Raw genomic sequence first — 16,475 nt, forward strand, 5'->3', positions numbered from 1 at the left:
GGTACCCGAGATGTAGAAAGATAAAGAAAGTGTTATATGACTATAACTCTAAACCATTGTGCTGAATAGAAAACGGGCCATCGCATATTAATGAGATGACCCGTAAGATTCACAGAATCGATAAAGCTGCTGTAGAGCTTATTAAGCTGGATTACACAGCTTTGCCATCTGGAACGAATACATAACCTAAGCCCCACACCGTTTGGATGTAGCGAGGTTTGCTTGGATCTTCTTCCACTAGACGACGCAGACGTGAAATCTGAACATCGATAGAACGCTCCATTGCTGAATACTCACGGCCACGAGCCATGTTCATCAGCTTATCGCGAGACATTGGCTCACGAGCATTCGTTACCAATGACTTAAGTACCGCAAATTCACCAGAAGTAAGAGGCATTGGCTCTTCACCGCGGAACATTTCGCGAGTACCTAGGTTCAAACGGAACTCACCAAATTCAACCACAGACTCTTCTGTGCTTGGTGCGCCCGGCGCTTCAATGACTTGGCGACGCAGTACCGCTTTAATACGAGCAAGCAGTTCACGTGGGTTAAATGGTTTTGGCAGGTAATCATCAGCACCCACTTCCAAGCCCACAATGCGATCCACTTCATCACCCTTTGCAGTAAGCATCAGGATTGGTAGCGAGTTGTTTGCGTTTCGTAGACGACGACAGATCGATAGACCATCTTCGCCCGGCAACATTAAATCCAATACCATCAAGTGAAAATTTTCACGGGTTAACAGGCGGTCCATCTGCTCACTGTTTGCCACGCTACGCACTTGAAAGCCCTGCTCTGACAGATAGCGCTCTAACAGTGCACGTAAACGAGCATCGTCATCGACCACTAAAATTTTGTAGTTTTCTTGCATGTAATGGTTCCACCTATTAAAGCTTAAACCTAAGGTTAAGCATTCTTGGTAAATTGTATATTGGTATAAGACATTAAAAATGTAACATTATTGGAGAAAAAGTCGCCTAAATAATTGTTAACGTATGTTGCCTTTCTATATATTCTATCTTAGATCATCATTTCATTAAGTAAGATTTATGAAAACCAAACTTATCACCCGAGAAGGTTATAACAAACTCAAAGCCGAACATGACCACTTATGGCACGAGAAGCGTCCAGAGATCACCAAAATAGTCACTTGGGCTGCAAGCCTTGGAGATCGCTCAGAAAACGCAGATTACACCTTCAATAAGCGTCTGCTTCGTCAGATTGATCGCCGAGTGCGTTTCTTAAGAAAGTTCCTACCTGATGTCACGATCGTGGATTACTCGCCACAACAAGAAGGTAAGGTATTTTTCGGTGCTTGGGTCGAAATTGAGAATGATGATGGGGAAATTAAGAAGTTTCGAATTGTCGGCCCAGAAGAGATCTACGGCGATGCCAAAGGCTATATCTCTATCGACTCACCAATGGCTAGAGCTCTGCTTAAGAAAGAAGTGGATGATGAGTTTACGGTAAAAACACCGGAAGGCGACAAAGAGTGGTTCATTAACTCGATCAGCTACGCAGACAACGAATAACCAAACTTAATAGACACTTAGCGATGAGCTGAGTGTTCAGAAAACTCAAACTCCGGATAAAAGAAAACCCCGCAAGGCTTTCGCCTAGCGGGGTTAAGTCTCTATCGCAGCAATCCGGCTACTGTTTATCTCTTCGAGATAAGGTGCTCCCTGCATCTTTCCTTGATAGTGGCTAAATCCTTTAACCAATTTCCTTTTTGTTCATCGCCATCCTAGCGGTGTCCATTCTAGCCTGTCATCCTGACTGGCGAATCTCATCCAGAGATTATCACTTCCTTGCTGACCACTCATCCTAAGTAATCAAATCTTCATCCTGAAGATACCTAGTCCATTAGGCTTTTTCCTGTTCCTGCCAACTCCCTGTCGACAAGTTAAATATTACGATAATTGAGCGAGTTTCCTAGATAGTCCCAAAAAACATTTCAGGTGGGAAATACACCCGAAAATACACAATCAAATAAAATCAGTGACTTAGCTTAATTTCAAGACAGTTTCATCGATTTAAAGAGACTTAGTCTCACATCACTTGTAAGAGATCTCGCACAAAGCAGGTATCACAAACGGAAATTCGACTTCTGACAGGATAATTACACAGCCAAAGCTAGAAAAAGCGTACGCTCACCCCCATGTATTTGTCATGATATTAAATAAGAGATTCATCGGATGAGCCAAGCTATCTGTCGACTGATCGCTGAAGAACTGAATGTCCGTTCTGAGCAAGTCACTGCCGCAGTAAACCTAATTGACGACGGTAACACCGTTCCCTTTATTGCCCGCTACCGTAAAGAAGTTACGGGTGGCTTAGACGATACCCAACTACGTAACCTTGATAGCCGCCTTTCTTATCTTCGCGAGCTAGACGATCGCCGCCAAACGATTCTTAAGTCGATTCAAGACCAAGGAAAACTCACGCCAGAACTCGAGCGTGATATCACTCAAGCAGACAGCAAGACTCGTCTAGAAGATTTATACCTTCCATACAAACCAAAGCGCCGTACCAAAGGTCAGATCGCGATTGAAGCAGGCTTAGAGCCACTTGCCGATACGTTATGGACTGAACCACAACACGATCCAGAAACCGAAGCTGCCAACTTTATTAGCAACGACAAAGGCATTGCCGATACCAAAGCTGCACTGGATGGCGCACGCGCGATCATCATGGAGCGCATTGCGGAAGACGCAAACCTGCTTGAAAAGATTCGCCAACACCTAAACCGCAATGCAGAGCTTGGTGCTCGTGTTGTGGCTGGCAAAGAGAACGAAGGTGAGAAGTTCAAAGACTACTTCGAGCACAACGAAGCGCTTAGCAAAGTACCGTCTCACCGTGCCCTTGCAATGCTGCGTGGCCGAAATGAAGGCTTCCTAACACTGGCAATGAACGCAGACCCAGAGCAAGAAGAAGGTGTACGTGGTTCATACTGCGAGAACATCATCTCTGATCACTACGGCATTACCCTAAGCAGCGCTCCTGCAGATGCTTGGCGTAAGCAAGTGATTAGCTGGGCATGGCGCATCAAGGTTTCTATGCACATGGAAACCGAATTGATGGGCGCGATGAAAGAACGAGCAGAGATCGAAGCAATTGAAGTATTCGCAACCAACCTTAAAGACCTGCTAATGGCTGCGCCTGCTGGCCCTCGAGCAACATTGGGCTTGGATCCAGGTTTACGTACCGGTTCGAAAATCGCTGTTGTGGACTCAACAGGTAAAGTTCTAGCGACAGAGACTATTTACCCTCACCCACCGCAAAAGCAATACGACAAGTCAGCACACGTTGTTGAGCAGATGGTTCGTCAGTTCAATGTCGACCTGATTGCGATTGGTAACGGCACGGCTTCACGCGAAACCGACAGCTTCGTGGCTGATGTGATTAAGCGTGGCAACCTAAAAGCGCAAAAAATTATAGTTAGCGAAGCAGGTGCATCGGTGTACTCAGCATCTGAGTTAGCGGCAAAAGAATTCCCGAACATGGACGTATCGATCCGTGGTGCGGTGTCTATCGCGCGTCGTCTGCAAGATCCATTGGCAGAGCTGGTGAAGATTGACCCTAAATCGATCGGTGTGGGTCAATACCAACACGACGTGAGCCAAACTATGCTCGCTAAGCGCCTCGATGCGATTGTCGAAGACTGTGTAAACGCCGTAGGCGTTGATGTGAATACTGCGTCTGCCGCACTGCTAACTCGCGTAGCGGGCCTTTCTAGCACCATCGCTCAAAACATCGTGGATTTCCGTGATGAGAATGGTCGCTTCGAAGCACGTACTACGCTGAAGAAAGTCGCTCGCTTGGGGCCAAAAGCCTTTGAACAGTGTGCTGGTTTCCTACGAATTATGGACGGCAAGAACCCTCTCGATGCATCATCGGTTCACCCAGAAGCTTACCCTGTGGTGAAAAGCATCGCTGAGAAAAACCACAAAGACATCAAATCTCTGGTGGGTAACACAGACTTCCTGCGTGGCTTGCATGCGATTGATTACACCAATGAAAACTTTGGTGTACCAACGGTAAGCGACATCATCAAGGAGCTGGATAAACCGGGACGCGACCCTCGCCCTGAGTTCAAGACCGCCACCTTCGCTGATGGCGTAAACAGCGTTTCAGACTTAGAACCGGGCATGATTCTAGAAGGTGTGGTGTCTAACGTGGCCAACTTTGGTGCCTTCGTTGATATCGGTGTTCACCAAGATGGCTTAGTGCATATTTCAGCGCTCACCGATCGCTTTGTCTCTGACCCCCGTGAAGTGGTTAAAGCGGGTGACATCGTCAAAGTGAAGGTGATGGAAGTCGATGTTCAGCGTAAACGTATTGCACTGAGCATGCGTATGAAGGACGAGCCGGGACAAGATAACCGTGCTCAACGTTCAAGTGCACCTCGCACGCAAAACCGCCCGAACCAAAATTCACAAGGTGGACAACGCCGTCGTGAGGAGCCGCAACAAAACGCGGCGATGGGCGGTGCTTTTGCCGCAGCCTTTGCTAAAGCGAAAAAATAATCCATTAGCTCATCTAAAAAGCTGATGTGCTTAAAACAAAAAACCTGCATCCCTTAGGGTATGCAGGTTTTTATTATGTGTTCAAAAAAGACATCGAAGCTTGGTTGGGTCATAAGTTTTCGATTTACAACACGACCAGCATCTCTGATGGAGCATGAGGCGCAACAGCATGACCATAATGATATTTTATGACCTTACGTCGTTTCTCCATCTGTCCCTCCTGAATCGCCGCATCTAAAACATGCTTTGGCAGGCGAAAACGCATGGTATAGCCCTTTCCTTGGTCAGCACTGTATGTTCTCAGTGCCAACAAGCTGAACAACCTATCAAAAGGATCTTGTGGCTCTTCTTGGCTAATCGAATTGGCCTCTGACTCGTTATCCATTTCATAACCAGGATGGTCTGAAGGATCCCAAGCCGACTGCTGCCTTCGCTTATCGTCCGACTTTACCTTTCGCTCTGCATTGGTTTTCGCCAACGCTACTGCGGGAGCAACAGGCTCTCGAACTCTATTATCACGCGCAACTTGCTCTGTTTGCACATTAACGGACGGGGCGATAAGTGGCACACTCACTGCAGTTGCAGGTGACACAATCATCGCGAACTCCTCAAGAATCGCCCATCGTTATTGCTATAACACTGTTGTACTGTGAGTCAGCACAACAGGCATAGCCCAACTTACTGCAATCAGCTCAGGAGAGAGTTAGGTCTGAGTATCAAGCAACACGTTGGTTAGATTATATATCGACCAAGCCGGCGATAAATTTAGCGATTATTTTTGGGCGAAACTGACCAGTTCACTGCAAAAGGCATCGGCTTCGGTCATAAACGGCGCATGTGAAGACTGAGTAAAGATATATTGCTCGGTATGAGGCAGAGCATTCCCCAAGTCTTTGGCAACCTTGATTGGCACCAATCCATCTAATCGACCATACAAGCGCAGCATTGGCACTGAAATCTCAGGCAGTTGTTCACGCAGATCGACATCCGACAGCATCTTTAATCCTGCCAATAATGATTCAGGGTTCGGCAACGGGCGAGACAGCACTGCTTGCTTAAGTTGTTTTACATCTTGCCTTGCTGAAGGGCTGCCCATGGCTTGCAATGCCATAAAGCGTTCGATGGTGGTTTGGAAATCTTCAACCAGTTGTTCGGTGAATGCGCTTAATACGTTGGGCTGAATGCCTCGCCATAATACGGGCTCTTTTGCGGCCGCGAATTTAGGAGAACTGGCGACAGTCACCAGCTTGCTTACGTAATCTGAGTGATGGAGAGCCATGTGCGTTGCGACCAAACCTCCAAGTGACCAACCCACCCAAATCGCTTGCTTTGGTGCTTCGGCCAACAGTTGCTGAGCAATCTCTTCAAGATCTTGAGCGTGGCAGTGCGCGCTGTGTCCATACCCTGGTAAATCGACAACATGCACTCGAAAATCAGCTTGTAATGCATTAACGGTTTGTTGCCATACCGCACCGTTCATTCCCCAGCCGTGAACCAGTACTAAATCAGGCCCTTGCCCAGAAACATGCCAATATAACGCGTCACTCATTCTCAATATTCCCTACTTTTTCCATCAGCGATAATCCGCGCTTTTCAGTATGGTTAGCAAAAGGAACACCATAACCCAAAAGCATCGCGAGCTATGTTATCCGATTGGCTACAAAAACACACACCACGTCTGGTCACACCTCAATGCCACCTGTGCAAACTCGATAAACTGCCCAGTGATAAACACCCTCGATGGTGCAATTCTTGTCTCAAACTCTTTGAGCCAGTGCCACGCTGTCAGCGATGTGGTTTAAAAACAGTCACCACTGTCGAACAATGTGGCGAGTGCTTATCAAAACCACCGCCGTGGCATCGCCTCTATTGCGTTGGGGACTACACCTTTCCAACAGCAGGTTATATTCAGAAAATGAAGTACGCTGATAAGTTTTGGTTTGCACGTGATTTATCTAAGCTATTGGCATCACGTATCGAACATCCTGCTCCGCTGATCACCAGCGTTCCTCTGCATTGGCGTCGATACACTCATCGCGGCTTTAATCAAAGTCAGCTGCTAGCCAATTACACGGCTCAAGAGCTTGGCGTTAAAAGTGATGTGCTATTTCGTCGAATTCGCTCAACTGCTTCGCAGCAGGGGCTGACTAAATCCGCACGATTACACAATCTAAAGAGTGCTTTTGCGCTGCGAAAACAAGACGTTCAAGGAACTATCCCCTCTCACGTCGCGATAATTGATGATGTTGTAACCACCGGCAGTACTGTGTATCAATTATGCCAATTACTACTTGAAGTGGGCGTTAAAAGGATTGATATTTACTGCATCTGCCGCACTCCTGAGCCCTCTGGATAAAAGCTGTGAATCACTACTTGTACAGCAATCCAACAAAAAAGGGCTGAATTACAAATCTGACAGGAGTAGAATGGCGCTAATAACCTACAAATTTACTCAGGTATTCGTCGTGTCAAATATTACTATTACAGAAACAGCTCAAACTCACTTTGCCAATCTGCTGTCACAGCAGCCTGAAGGTACAAACATTCGTGTGTTCGTGGTAAATCCAGGCACACAAAACGCTGAGTGTGGTGTTTCTTACTGCCCAACAGATGCTATCGAAGCGTCTGATACAAAGCTTTCTTTCGAAGCATTCTCTGCATACGTAGATGAGCTAAGCCTACCATTCCTAGACGAAGCTGAGATTGACTTCGTGACTGACAAAATGGGCTCTCAACTAACGCTCAAAGCACCAAACGCTAAAATGCGTAAAGTATCAGACGATGCACCACTTCTAGAGCGCGTTGAATACGCAATCCAAACGCAGGTTAACCCACAGCTTGCTGGTCACGGTGGTCACGTTAGCTTGGTTGAAATCACTGAAGACGGCGCTGCTATCGTTGCATTCGGTGGCGGCTGTAACGGTTGTTCTATGGTTGATGTAACGCTAAAAGAAGGCATCGAGAAAGAACTTCTTCAACAATTCGAAGGTGAACTGACTGCTGTTCGTGATGCAACTGAGCACGATCGTGGTGAGCACTCTTACTACTAATTACTCAGTTAGTATGAATCACTGATTAAAAAGGTTGATGCGCAAGCATCAACCTTTTTTGTTTTGGGGCTAAACAGATACGTTCGAACACGATCTCACTATGCTCTTGTATTCCTGAACGAAATAACCAGAATTCTCGGTTGGTTACCATCTTGAGTAAGGTATTCAAGTGATCGCAATCGGTTCCTGCTCTAATAATTCTAGGATATGAAAACTCGGATCTAGGAACTCAACGTCATTTCCCCTATATTAGAATGACTTTATAAGAAAGAATTCCAATGAGCTAAGGAGCGAGCGCAATGACAAAAAGGACCAAGCCAGAGATTTTGGCTCAGCAAACTGTCGCTCAATCAAAACTATTCTCTATCGAGTCTCTCGATTTACGCTTTTCAAACGGCGAACAGCGCACTTACGAACGCATGAAGCCTAGCGGCCGCAACGCAGTAATGATGGTTCCGATTACTGAACAAGGCGATATTCTGTTGGTGCGTGAATACGCAGCGGGTACAGAACGCTATGAGCTGGGCTTTCCCAAAGGGCTTATCGATCCAGGTGAGCAGCCAAACGAAGCCGCCGTTCGCGAACTTAAAGAAGAGATTGGCTTCGGTGCCAACAAACTTACTCCGCTAAAGGAAGTGATCCTTGCGCCCTCTTACTTCTCTAGCAAAATGACGCTGTTTATCGCAGAAGACCTCTACCCAGAAAAGCTAGAAGGTGATGAGCCAGAGCCACTCGACATTGTGCGCTGGCCACTTGCTCAAGCCGAAGAACTGTTAACACATCTAGATTTCTGTGAGGCTCGTAGTATTACAGCCCTGCTTTTAAGCCTTCGTGTATTAAACAATAACTAGAACATTCAGGCTCGCTCTAAGAGTAAGAGAACATTTATGCCAATAACAAAAGATTTGTCTCACCTCCTACCCTCTGTCATTGAGATTGCTCGCTCTGCTGGCCAACTCATCTTAGAGATCTACGAGAAAAAAGATTACGAAGAGTTCACCAAGAGTGATGACACACCTGTCACCAGTGCCGACCTTGCGGCGCATAAGCTGATTTCGAAAAAACTCAGTGAGCTCACGCCTGACATTCCAGTGTTGTCTGAAGAAGCCGCGGACATCAGCCTAGAGCAACGTTCTCAGTGGGATCGCTACTGGTTGGTTGACCCACTGGACGGTACCCAGGAGTTCATCGCACGAAGTGGTGATTTCGCGACAATTATCGCCCTAATCGAACATAACAAGCCAGTAATGGGCGTGGTATACGCTCCCGTTTCAGGTGTGAGCTATTACGCTTACAGTGGCAAAGGCGCTTGGAAGATCCCAGACCTTAATGACAGCGTGAAAATCAAAACGCATCGTCACGAGCTGCCAAACCAGTCAATCGCAATGGCGATCAGCCGTCGCCAAGACATCAATCGCATCACTAGCCGTATGAGCTCAGCATGGAATTATGATTTGGTTCCTCTAGGCTCAGCAGCGCTTAAGGCATGTTTAGTAGCAGAAGGGGCTGTGGATTGTTATCTGCGCCTTGGACCAACCGGAGAATGGGATACCGCCGCAACGCAGTGCATTGTTGAAGAAGCTGGCGGACGTATCTTAAGTACTCAATTAGAACCACTATCTTACAATGAAAGAGAAACGCTTGAGAATCCGAACTTCATTGTACTCGGTGATGCAGACTTACCGTGGGCAGAGATCTTACAAGGCAAAGACTAGGCGAGTTTGCTCCCTGTAGCTATCATTATTCAAACAAAACGGGCACCTCAATGAGGCGCCCGTTTTTTATATCTCGTAATTTAGTAGCCCTTAGCTGTTTAGCTAAAAACGGCCTTGATAAGTAAACTGGTACTTACCTTGGCTATCAGGGTTGCCCAGCCACTTAAGCTGACTCTGCATTGCTGGCGGGAATTCCGCACCCGGCTTAAACCATGCCGCCGACGTGTAGCGTTGGTTAGGTGTTACGCTCGCTGAGAACTCACTGTCTACCTGATCGCTCTTCTGAGTGCCTTTCGCTGCAATGGTGCTGTCTTCACAGGTTATGTCCGCAATCACAGGACCAAGGTCTAGCGAGCCAACAGGTGAGTCGACTGCAGCACCAGACCAAGCCAGTGTACCTTCGCCGGATTGACACCAAGGCTGAGCGTGAACCGCATGCTTAATCGTCAGTTCAACTTGTCCACCAATTGAAACCGGTACTGGAATGGCTGGGGCGTATTTCATCACGTTCATAGCAGGCATTGAGGCCACTAAGTTTTCTGCATACGCGCCGCTCATGCTGTACCCGACACGCCCTTTACCTGATAAGTTCATGTCGCTGTTACGACCAAAACGAACCGCCAGTTCTGCTTTGGCTTGAAATAGCTTAGAAAACTGGAAATTCCACTGCACTGAACCGTAATTAACGCGCTGCCACACGATGTTGTTAGCGCTGCCTTGCCAAACGGTGCCCTCAACGCCTTCGATACTCAAACCTCGCACAGCAGGAGCCTGCTTGAGAGCAAAAGAAGCCGGCAAGTGCAGCAACAAGCTGACCGAAAAAAAGACGATAAAGATGCCACTGAAGAGCAGGCCATACTTAAAAGATAAACCGCGTTTCACATTAACCTCGTTTAAACTGTAGTCGGTTGACGTCAATAACCCCAGAGTTATCAGAGCGATCAATATCCATAAACTCAACCTCAACACCCTGTTTTTCTTTCAGGTATGTAAGCCAGTCAACGAACTTATTAAAAGGCACAGGTTTTACCCACACTTGCAACATCTCGCCACGTGGTTGTACACGTATAAGCTCGATATTAAAGCGACGCATAGAAGCAGGCACAGATTGATTCAGAGGTTGAATGGCACTGATGCCACCGCTGCCTCTTAGCTCAACCACTTCATTGGCTTTATTGGTTACCCAAGCCAGTAGTTGCTTCTCGCTTTGAATACGGCTCTGCGCGAGTTCAGCTCGCTGACTGAGTGGCTGGATTAACCCCCAATAAACGACACCGACCACCAATAGAATTGAGCAACCAATAACTAATCGTTGCTCTCTTTGACTTATTGAAGTCCACCACGCTTGGAGTGGCTCAATCATATTTCTCATCACTGATCTCCTTACGCAGGTTATTGATGGGGTTTAAGAGTAAAGCTGCCAAATACGGCATCGCCATTACGGTTTAATGGACCTTGTTCGACGGTAAACTTCTCTTCTAGCTTCACTCTCGCGGTCTCAAAATGTTGGAAGTCAGAACTTTTCGCCTGAAGTCGAATCTCAGAACGATTACCATCGTAGCGAATGCTTTCGACTTCAATTGACTTCACCTGACCTAAGGTTTCCGGCAGCAATGCTAACCACCCCAACAAAGAGTCACCATCGCCCGAGCCGCCATATTTTTTGGCTTCATCGTTCATCTGGCGCTTAAGGTAGCTGACCGTCGGAATACGCTGTTTACCAGGCAGCACCGCTCTAAAGATACGCTCACTCTCCATGCGGTAGGCTTGTGCTTGCGCTTCATATTGCTGAACCTTCAACACTTGTTGAGTCACAATCACAGCCACTAGCAAACAAGCAGCAATCGCCACTTTCTGCCATACACGCCAATATTTACTGAATGAAGATTTGGTTTTAAAGGTGCCAGTCAGTAAATTTACGCCGCTTGTGATTGCTTGTTGGCTCAGCAAAGACATTACCAATTCAGCAGGCTTTGCTTGCCAATTCGCGCCGCTTTGCTGTTGAACGTCATCGCTCGGCATCGCGGTGTAGCTGAAGATAGTCGTCGCTTGCTCTTCGTCATCAGCAACAACCCAATCACTTTGCAAAAACATCGGTAACCATGCTTCGCTGATCGATACGGCTTGATAGTTACCTTGACGTAATAGCCAATGCTGGTCGATCTGCAATGCACTGATACCTTGCTCTTCAAAAGGCACGGCCAGTGTATCTGGCAACACCTTACGGAAGATAATATTGGCTTCGCGAAACAGCTCTAACGCTTGCTTTAACCATTCACGATCGACACCACACACTGTCGCGTGCGTTGCGTCTTTATCTAAAATAGTCAGGTGTAAGTCTTCGATATCTTGTGCGACTTCGTCTTCTAATAAAAACGGCAGCATAGAGTCGAACTGGCGAGCAGCACCTTTCGGGATCTCAACACGCTTAATTAAGCATTCATTTCCCGGCAATAAAGCGATACAGCTGCGCTTTTCAGCGTAAGGTGTTAACTCATCAAGCTGCTCCCAGCTAGACAGTTCGCCACTTGCTATCACTTCTTGTTGGCTTGTCGACCAAACTAACCACTGCACTGGGCTTTGTGGTTCGCTACTCAGTCGAACGGTCAGAAACTCGCTCACTGATTCCTCCAAAACGACGGCGTACTACCGTCACTGTTTCTCGATTACTACTATAGAAAAGCGTCCGTATACGTACACGTGACTGCTCAACTAATACCTCTGCATCTAGCTCAAAATAGGCACTATCTACAGTTAAATATGCTTTCGCTTTTTTGCTGACTTCGGCACTCACACCCACAATGGCCGGTTCAGCCATAAACGCATCCACCGTATCCCAACCATCGAATGGGCGTTTGTCTATCAGCTGTTTGGCATCCGATTCACTTAAGCCGGGGGCAAACATCGCTTCCAATAACGGCGCCTGCTTTTCCGTAAGAGTATTCACATTCAAACGGAAATCGTCGCTCGGCAGAGCACAAACAAAGGGGCGAACCTTATTCATCACCTCTCCAGTGACTTGATAAACCGCTCGTAGCTCGGACTCATCCGCCATTAAGCCATTCGCCGCCAAATAGGATGGTTTCATCGCCTCATAAGTACTGTCTTCTACACCTGCTGAAGAGGTGGTTCGGGTATCGTTATCAACAAATTCCCAGCTTGAATGTGCGATAACCTCGGCCTGATAAGGCTCAACATCTTGGTTTTCTAACAAGGTTTGCCAAACCGTAATTAAATAAGGTGTTTGGTTACTTGAAGTCGTCGTCACACCAGCCAACGCATTGAGATTAAAACATGCCTGAGCATCAACAATACGGCCTTTAACTTGACCATAATCCAACGGGTATACCTGTTCTTCTAACGCCCATGGTTGACTCAAGTTGACGGTATCACTGTCTTTGTAGCTTTGCCTAATGCCGTCTTGCACCAACGCTTCTACACCAATGCTGTACCAGTAAGCCTGTTGGTAATTCAATTGATTGCCAACGCGCTTAAATTGAGTAAACAGGCGTTCCGACATACTGCCAGCGATGGTTGCCATGATCGCCAGTAGCATCAGAATAATGATCAGCGCGACACCACGCTGCTTGCGCCCCATGGCAGATCTTGTCAGTGCAAGCTTATTAGTTCGATGAGTCATTATTCCCCTCATTACTACTTGAAGAGTCACTGTTTGAAGAATCATCGGCCTGATCTAGCGTGCCACCAGGGGTGAGATAAATACGCTCTATCTCACCATAATCTTTCAAGGTTAGCTTTAACCTTACCGCTTTCGGTAGTGATTTGTCGGTTTGCCACTCTTTCCCCCAGCGGCTTCCGTCATAAAACTCGAATTCCAAGCTTTCAACATCATCAAGCAAAGGCGTAATCACACCTTCTTGACCTACAGGGGTATCGGGGTAACGCCACCACACACGCTCAAGCGTTTCTTCTTTAATGCGGTAACCCACTTTGGTGACTTCTCCGCGAGGAAACTGCTGCTGTGGGTTATGCCAGCCAAGGCGAGTAAACATGATGCCAACGCTGTCGGAATCCAGTAAATACTCTTTAATTAAGATCAGCTTAGATGATGCTTCTTCACCGTTGGTACGAAATTTTCGCACCGCCATCTGGCGAAAATCATTATCTAAAATGACCAAGCTACGCTGCAGTTGATTTAAACGAGCACTGCGTTCGATTGAAAGCTCGTTGCTGCGCTGAACCTGATTCACTACCTGATAAGCCGCCATACTTAACGTGGCAAAGATAGCGATCGAGACTAAAACCTCAATTAAGGTAAAGCCTCTGCCTTTCGAAGATAGACCTTGTTTACGAGGCACACGCTTATTGGCGGACATGCTCTTACTTAGCGACTTGCTCTTAGCTAACGACACGCTTTTAATTGACCACATAACTGCGCACCGTGACCACTGGAGAAGCTTGTTTACTGGTTGCCACACTCACATCAAACGCCTTTAATAAATCATCGCTAGTATCGATTGGCGTGACCTTCCAAAACCACTCTCTCTCGGCCAGCTCTTGTGTGCCCTGCGCTTTTTTTAGCTTCTCTGGATGCAGCATCACCAAAGCCATTTGATTATCAACGACCATAGCAGCGAAGGTTTTTTCTTCGAGATAACTGAGGGTATTGATGTGCTGAGTGACAGCACGAATCACACTGATCGCCGCAGTCGCAAAGATAGCGAGCGCAACCAATACCTCAAGCAGCGTCATTCCTCGAGAACCAAGGGGCATACCACGAGAACGATAAGGAGAACGGTTATTCCTCTTCATCTTCTTCTCCTGGCTCTAGCAATCGAATCACACCATTGTCCAATACTCGAATACGCCAACCATCTTGCACGGTGTCTCCGGTATTTGGATAAAACGACAATACAAATGGCGTCATTTCAGCACTCGACAAGATGTAGATCTGTGGTGGTTTCGGCTTCTTTTCCTCTTCAAGATCAGCAAACATATCTTCATCAAACAAGCTTCCTGGATTGAACAACCGATCATCGTCTTCCCATGCGCCACCACCTAGGGTCAGTGACAATGCGAGTTCTTCCGGTAATTCAGTTAAAGAGGGAATTTTTTCAAAGTCGACTTCTTGCCAGCCTTCAGACTTAAGCGCCATCAGTACATAGGTCGATTTCTTTTCATCAACACGAACGCCAAAATCCAAACCACTCAAAATAGCCTCTTCATTGAGTAATTGAACTCGCTGATAAAAGCTTTGAGCGTATTTTTTAGCAACATCTTTGCTATTGGTAGGAATGGTCGCGATCACCGCGACCGCCGTTACTGACAGTAGTACCAACACCAAGAGAATTTCAATCAAGGTGAAACCTGGCTGTGTTTGCTTAGTTTTCACCTTTAGACTCCATCCGTTTACGTCCTACCATCAATAACCTATCAAGCAACAATAGCGAATCAAACAATAAGCTGAAGCTTATTGGAAATCCTGCATGTTCCAGTTGCCGATATCCGCAGCAATACCTTCACCACCTTCTTGGCCATCAGCACCAAGAGTGAAAATATCGATAGTGCCGTTATCACCAGGGCTTAGGTATTGGTACTCGTTACCCCATGGGTCGTTTGGCAGACGCTTGATGTAGCCACCGTCGCGGTAGTTGCGAGGCTCTGGGCTGCTTGGCTTAGAAACCAATGCATCAAGACCTTGATCCGTTGTTGGGTAAACGCTGTTATCCAGTTTGTACATATCTAGCGCGTTCTCTAACGCCACGATATCAGTGATGGCTTTTTGTTGGTCTGCCTTCTCTTTATTACCCAATAGGTTAGGTACAACAAAGCTCGCCAATACGCCAAGGATAACCACAACAACCATCACCTCGAGTAGAGTAAAGCCTGATTGTTTCTTCATTTTATTTTTCATTATTTTCTCCAAATTACAGACAGCGAGTTGAAGGTAATAATGTCCTTCTTCTCGTTAATCCAAAAACTAACGTCTTATGAGCTGTTGGTTAACCGCTCATCAAATTATTCATTTCAAGCATCGGCATTAGAGTCGCCATCACAATGAACAGCACTAAGCCTGCCATCAAAGCGATAAGTGCTGGCGTAAAGATACCTAACGCAATATTCACCGTCGATTCAAAGCTTTGGTCTTGGTTGTCCGCCGCTCTTGTCAGCATTTGCTCTAACTGACCACTTTGCTCACCACTGGCGATCATATGCAGCATCATCGGAGGGAAGAGTTTGGTTTGATCGAGCGCTTTACGCAGGCTTGCCCCCTCTCTAACACTGTCTGACGCCTGCAGTACTTGCTGCTTCACATGGTGATTCGACATCACATCTACAGCAACCTTCATCCCTTCAAGGATAGGAATCGCACTCGAGGTACAGATAGAGAGTGTTCGTGCAAAACGAGAGGTATTAATCCCTTTCGCGATCTTGCCGATCAGTGGAATGCTTAATAGCTTGCGATCCCAACTCATACGAACACCCGGCTTTTTCAGCGCGGTCTTAATCAACACAATTACACCAATGATCAACAACAGTAATTGGATGCCCCAATTCTGGATAAATTCACTCGATGCCAATAAAAATTGTGTCGATTGAGGAAGCTCTTGGCCCATTTGGATAATCGGCTCAACGATCTTAGGTACCACAGTTGCCAACAGGAACGAAACAATCGTCACCGCAAACACCACCAGCACCACAGGGTAGATCATCGCTTGCAGCAACTTAGAACGCATCTTCTGACGGTTTTCTGCGTAATCGGCCAGTCGCTCCAATACCGCATCTAAGTGACCCGATTTCTCACCAGCTGCGACCATGGCTCTAAAAAGTTCATCAAAAATGTGAGGGTAATCAGCCAAGCTATCGGCTAGCGAATAACCTTCCGTTACCTTCGAACGAACCGCCAGTAACATGGTTCGAATACGTGGCTTTTCAGACTGTTCGGCAACGGCTTTCAAGCACTCTTCTAGCGGCATACCAGATTGAACGAGCGTCGATATTTGACGAGTAATCAAAGCAAGGTCTGGCGTGCTGATACCACGCTTAAAGCTGGTCGAAGGCTGAGCACCTTTCGCTGTTTTAGCTTTAGCTTCGGTCATCTCAACCGGCATCAAGCCTTGTTCTTTTAAGCGCTGGCGAGCTTGACGAGCGTTATCCGCTTCAATCGAGCCCTTTTTACTTTTACCCTTGGCATCCAGTGCTTTGTATTCAAATGCCGCCAT

General features: G+C 46.8%; 18 protein-coding genes. 6 read left to right on the top strand and 12 right to left on the bottom strand.

Annotated elements, in window-relative coordinates; genetic code table 11:
- Nucleotides 1–151: 151 nt before the first annotated feature.
- Nucleotides 152–871, bottom strand: a complete 720-nt coding sequence (ompR, locus tag MSG36_RS16405; protein WP_008218409.1) for a two-component system response regulator OmpR — start codon at nt 869–871, stop codon at nt 152–154.
- Between the two features lie 178 nt (nt 872–1,049).
- Here ompR and greB point away from each other — a divergent pair, with 178 nt between their 5' ends.
- Complete coding sequence (gene greB, locus MSG36_RS16410) at nt 1,050–1,532, top strand: transcription elongation factor GreB (protein WP_048607646.1); 483 nt, start codon at nt 1,050–1,052, stop codon at nt 1,530–1,532.
- Between the two features lie 663 nt (nt 1,533–2,195).
- Complete coding sequence (locus tag MSG36_RS16415; protein ID WP_248368836.1) at nt 2,196–4,526, top strand: Tex family protein; 2,331 nt, start codon at nt 2,196–2,198, stop codon at nt 4,524–4,526.
- Nucleotides 4,527–4,650: 124 nt separating this feature from the next.
- On the opposite strand, the gene MSG36_RS16420 is transcribed toward MSG36_RS16415, so the two are convergent.
- Together MSG36_RS16420 and bioH are read right to left on the bottom strand one after the other, a co-directional pair.
- Nucleotides 4,651–5,124 carry an ATP-dependent Lon protease gene (locus MSG36_RS16420; protein WP_248368838.1) on the bottom strand — a complete coding sequence of 158 codons (474 nt, stop codon included), beginning with the start codon at nt 5,122–5,124 and terminating at the stop codon, nt 4,651–4,653.
- 174 nt (nt 5,125–5,298) lie between these two features.
- Nucleotides 5,299–6,075 carry a pimeloyl-ACP methyl ester esterase BioH gene (gene bioH / locus MSG36_RS16425; RefSeq protein WP_048663065.1) on the bottom strand — a complete coding sequence of 259 codons (777 nt, stop codon included), beginning with the start codon at nt 6,073–6,075 and terminating at the stop codon, nt 5,299–5,301.
- 93 nt (nt 6,076–6,168) lie between these two features.
- Here bioH and MSG36_RS23915 point away from each other — a divergent pair, with 93 nt between their 5' ends.
- The 4 genes from MSG36_RS23915 (at nt 6,169) to cysQ (ending at nt 9,291) form a co-directional block, all read left to right on the top strand.
- Nucleotides 6,169–6,882, top strand: coding sequence for a ComF family protein (locus MSG36_RS23915; RefSeq protein ID WP_348983457.1), 714 nt, complete (start codon nt 6,169–6,171; stop codon nt 6,880–6,882).
- A 109-nt stretch (nt 6,883–6,991) separates the two neighbouring features.
- Complete coding sequence (gene nfuA / locus MSG36_RS16435) at nt 6,992–7,576, top strand: Fe-S biogenesis protein NfuA (protein WP_048661415.1); 585 nt, start codon at nt 6,992–6,994, stop codon at nt 7,574–7,576.
- Between the two features lie 299 nt (nt 7,577–7,875).
- Complete coding sequence (gene nudE / locus MSG36_RS16440; protein ID WP_019826462.1) at nt 7,876–8,427, top strand: ADP compounds hydrolase NudE; 552 nt, start codon at nt 7,876–7,878, stop codon at nt 8,425–8,427.
- 36 nt (nt 8,428–8,463) lie between these two features.
- Entirely contained in the window at nt 8,464–9,291 is an 828-nt protein-coding gene (gene cysQ, locus MSG36_RS16445) for a 3'(2'),5'-bisphosphate nucleotidase CysQ (protein WP_048612454.1), read from the top strand.
- Nucleotides 9,292–9,393: 102 nt separating this feature from the next.
- On the opposite strand, the gene MSG36_RS16450 is transcribed toward cysQ, so the two are convergent.
- The 9 genes from MSG36_RS16450 to gspF form a co-directional block, all read right to left on the bottom strand.
- Nucleotides 9,394–10,173, bottom strand: coding sequence for a type II secretion system protein N (locus MSG36_RS16450; protein ID WP_050711667.1), 780 nt, complete (start codon nt 10,171–10,173; stop codon nt 9,394–9,396).
- Nucleotide 10,174: 1 nt separating this feature from the next.
- Nucleotides 10,175–10,663 carry a type II secretion system protein M gene (locus MSG36_RS16455; protein WP_248368840.1) on the bottom strand — a complete coding sequence of 163 codons (489 nt, stop codon included), beginning with the start codon at nt 10,661–10,663 and terminating at the stop codon, nt 10,175–10,177.
- Nucleotides 10,664–10,683: 20 nt separating this feature from the next.
- Nucleotides 10,684–11,913, bottom strand: coding sequence for a type II secretion system protein GspL (gene gspL, locus MSG36_RS16460; protein WP_248368841.1), 1,230 nt, complete (start codon nt 11,911–11,913; stop codon nt 10,684–10,686).
- On the bottom strand, nt 11,882–12,931 hold the full coding sequence (gene gspK / locus MSG36_RS16465) for a type II secretion system minor pseudopilin GspK (protein WP_050652106.1): 1,050 nt from the start codon (nt 12,929–12,931) through the stop codon (nt 11,882–11,884). The genes gspL and gspK overlap by 32 nt, the downstream gene beginning before the upstream one ends.
- On the bottom strand, nt 12,915–13,682 hold the full coding sequence (gene gspJ, locus MSG36_RS16470) for a type II secretion system minor pseudopilin GspJ (RefSeq protein WP_248368843.1): 768 nt from the start codon (nt 13,680–13,682) through the stop codon (nt 12,915–12,917). Before gspJ ends, gspK begins: the two co-directional genes overlap by 17 nt.
- Nucleotides 13,669–14,064: a type II secretion system minor pseudopilin GspI gene (gene gspI, locus MSG36_RS16475; protein ID WP_048607624.1), complete on the bottom strand. Its 396-nt coding sequence runs from the start codon at nt 14,062–14,064 to the stop codon at nt 13,669–13,671. The genes gspJ and gspI overlap by 14 nt, the downstream gene beginning before the upstream one ends.
- On the bottom strand, nt 14,051–14,644 hold the full coding sequence (gspH, locus tag MSG36_RS16480; RefSeq protein WP_172380511.1) for a type II secretion system minor pseudopilin GspH: 594 nt from the start codon (nt 14,642–14,644) through the stop codon (nt 14,051–14,053). Before gspH ends, gspI begins: the two co-directional genes overlap by 14 nt.
- Before the next feature lie 78 nt (nt 14,645–14,722).
- On the bottom strand, nt 14,723–15,166 hold the full coding sequence (gene gspG, locus MSG36_RS16485; RefSeq protein WP_004741459.1) for a type II secretion system major pseudopilin GspG: 444 nt from the start codon (nt 15,164–15,166) through the stop codon (nt 14,723–14,725).
- A gap of 88 nt (nt 15,167–15,254) precedes the next feature.
- Entirely contained in the window at nt 15,255–16,475 is a 1,221-nt protein-coding gene (gspF, locus tag MSG36_RS16490; RefSeq protein ID WP_048661299.1) for a type II secretion system inner membrane protein GspF, read from the bottom strand.

Source organism: Vibrio sp. 1CM8B (genome assembly GCF_023161685.1).
GTDB classification, from domain to species: Bacteria; Pseudomonadota; Gammaproteobacteria; order Enterobacterales; family Vibrionaceae; genus Vibrio; species Vibrio coralliirubri.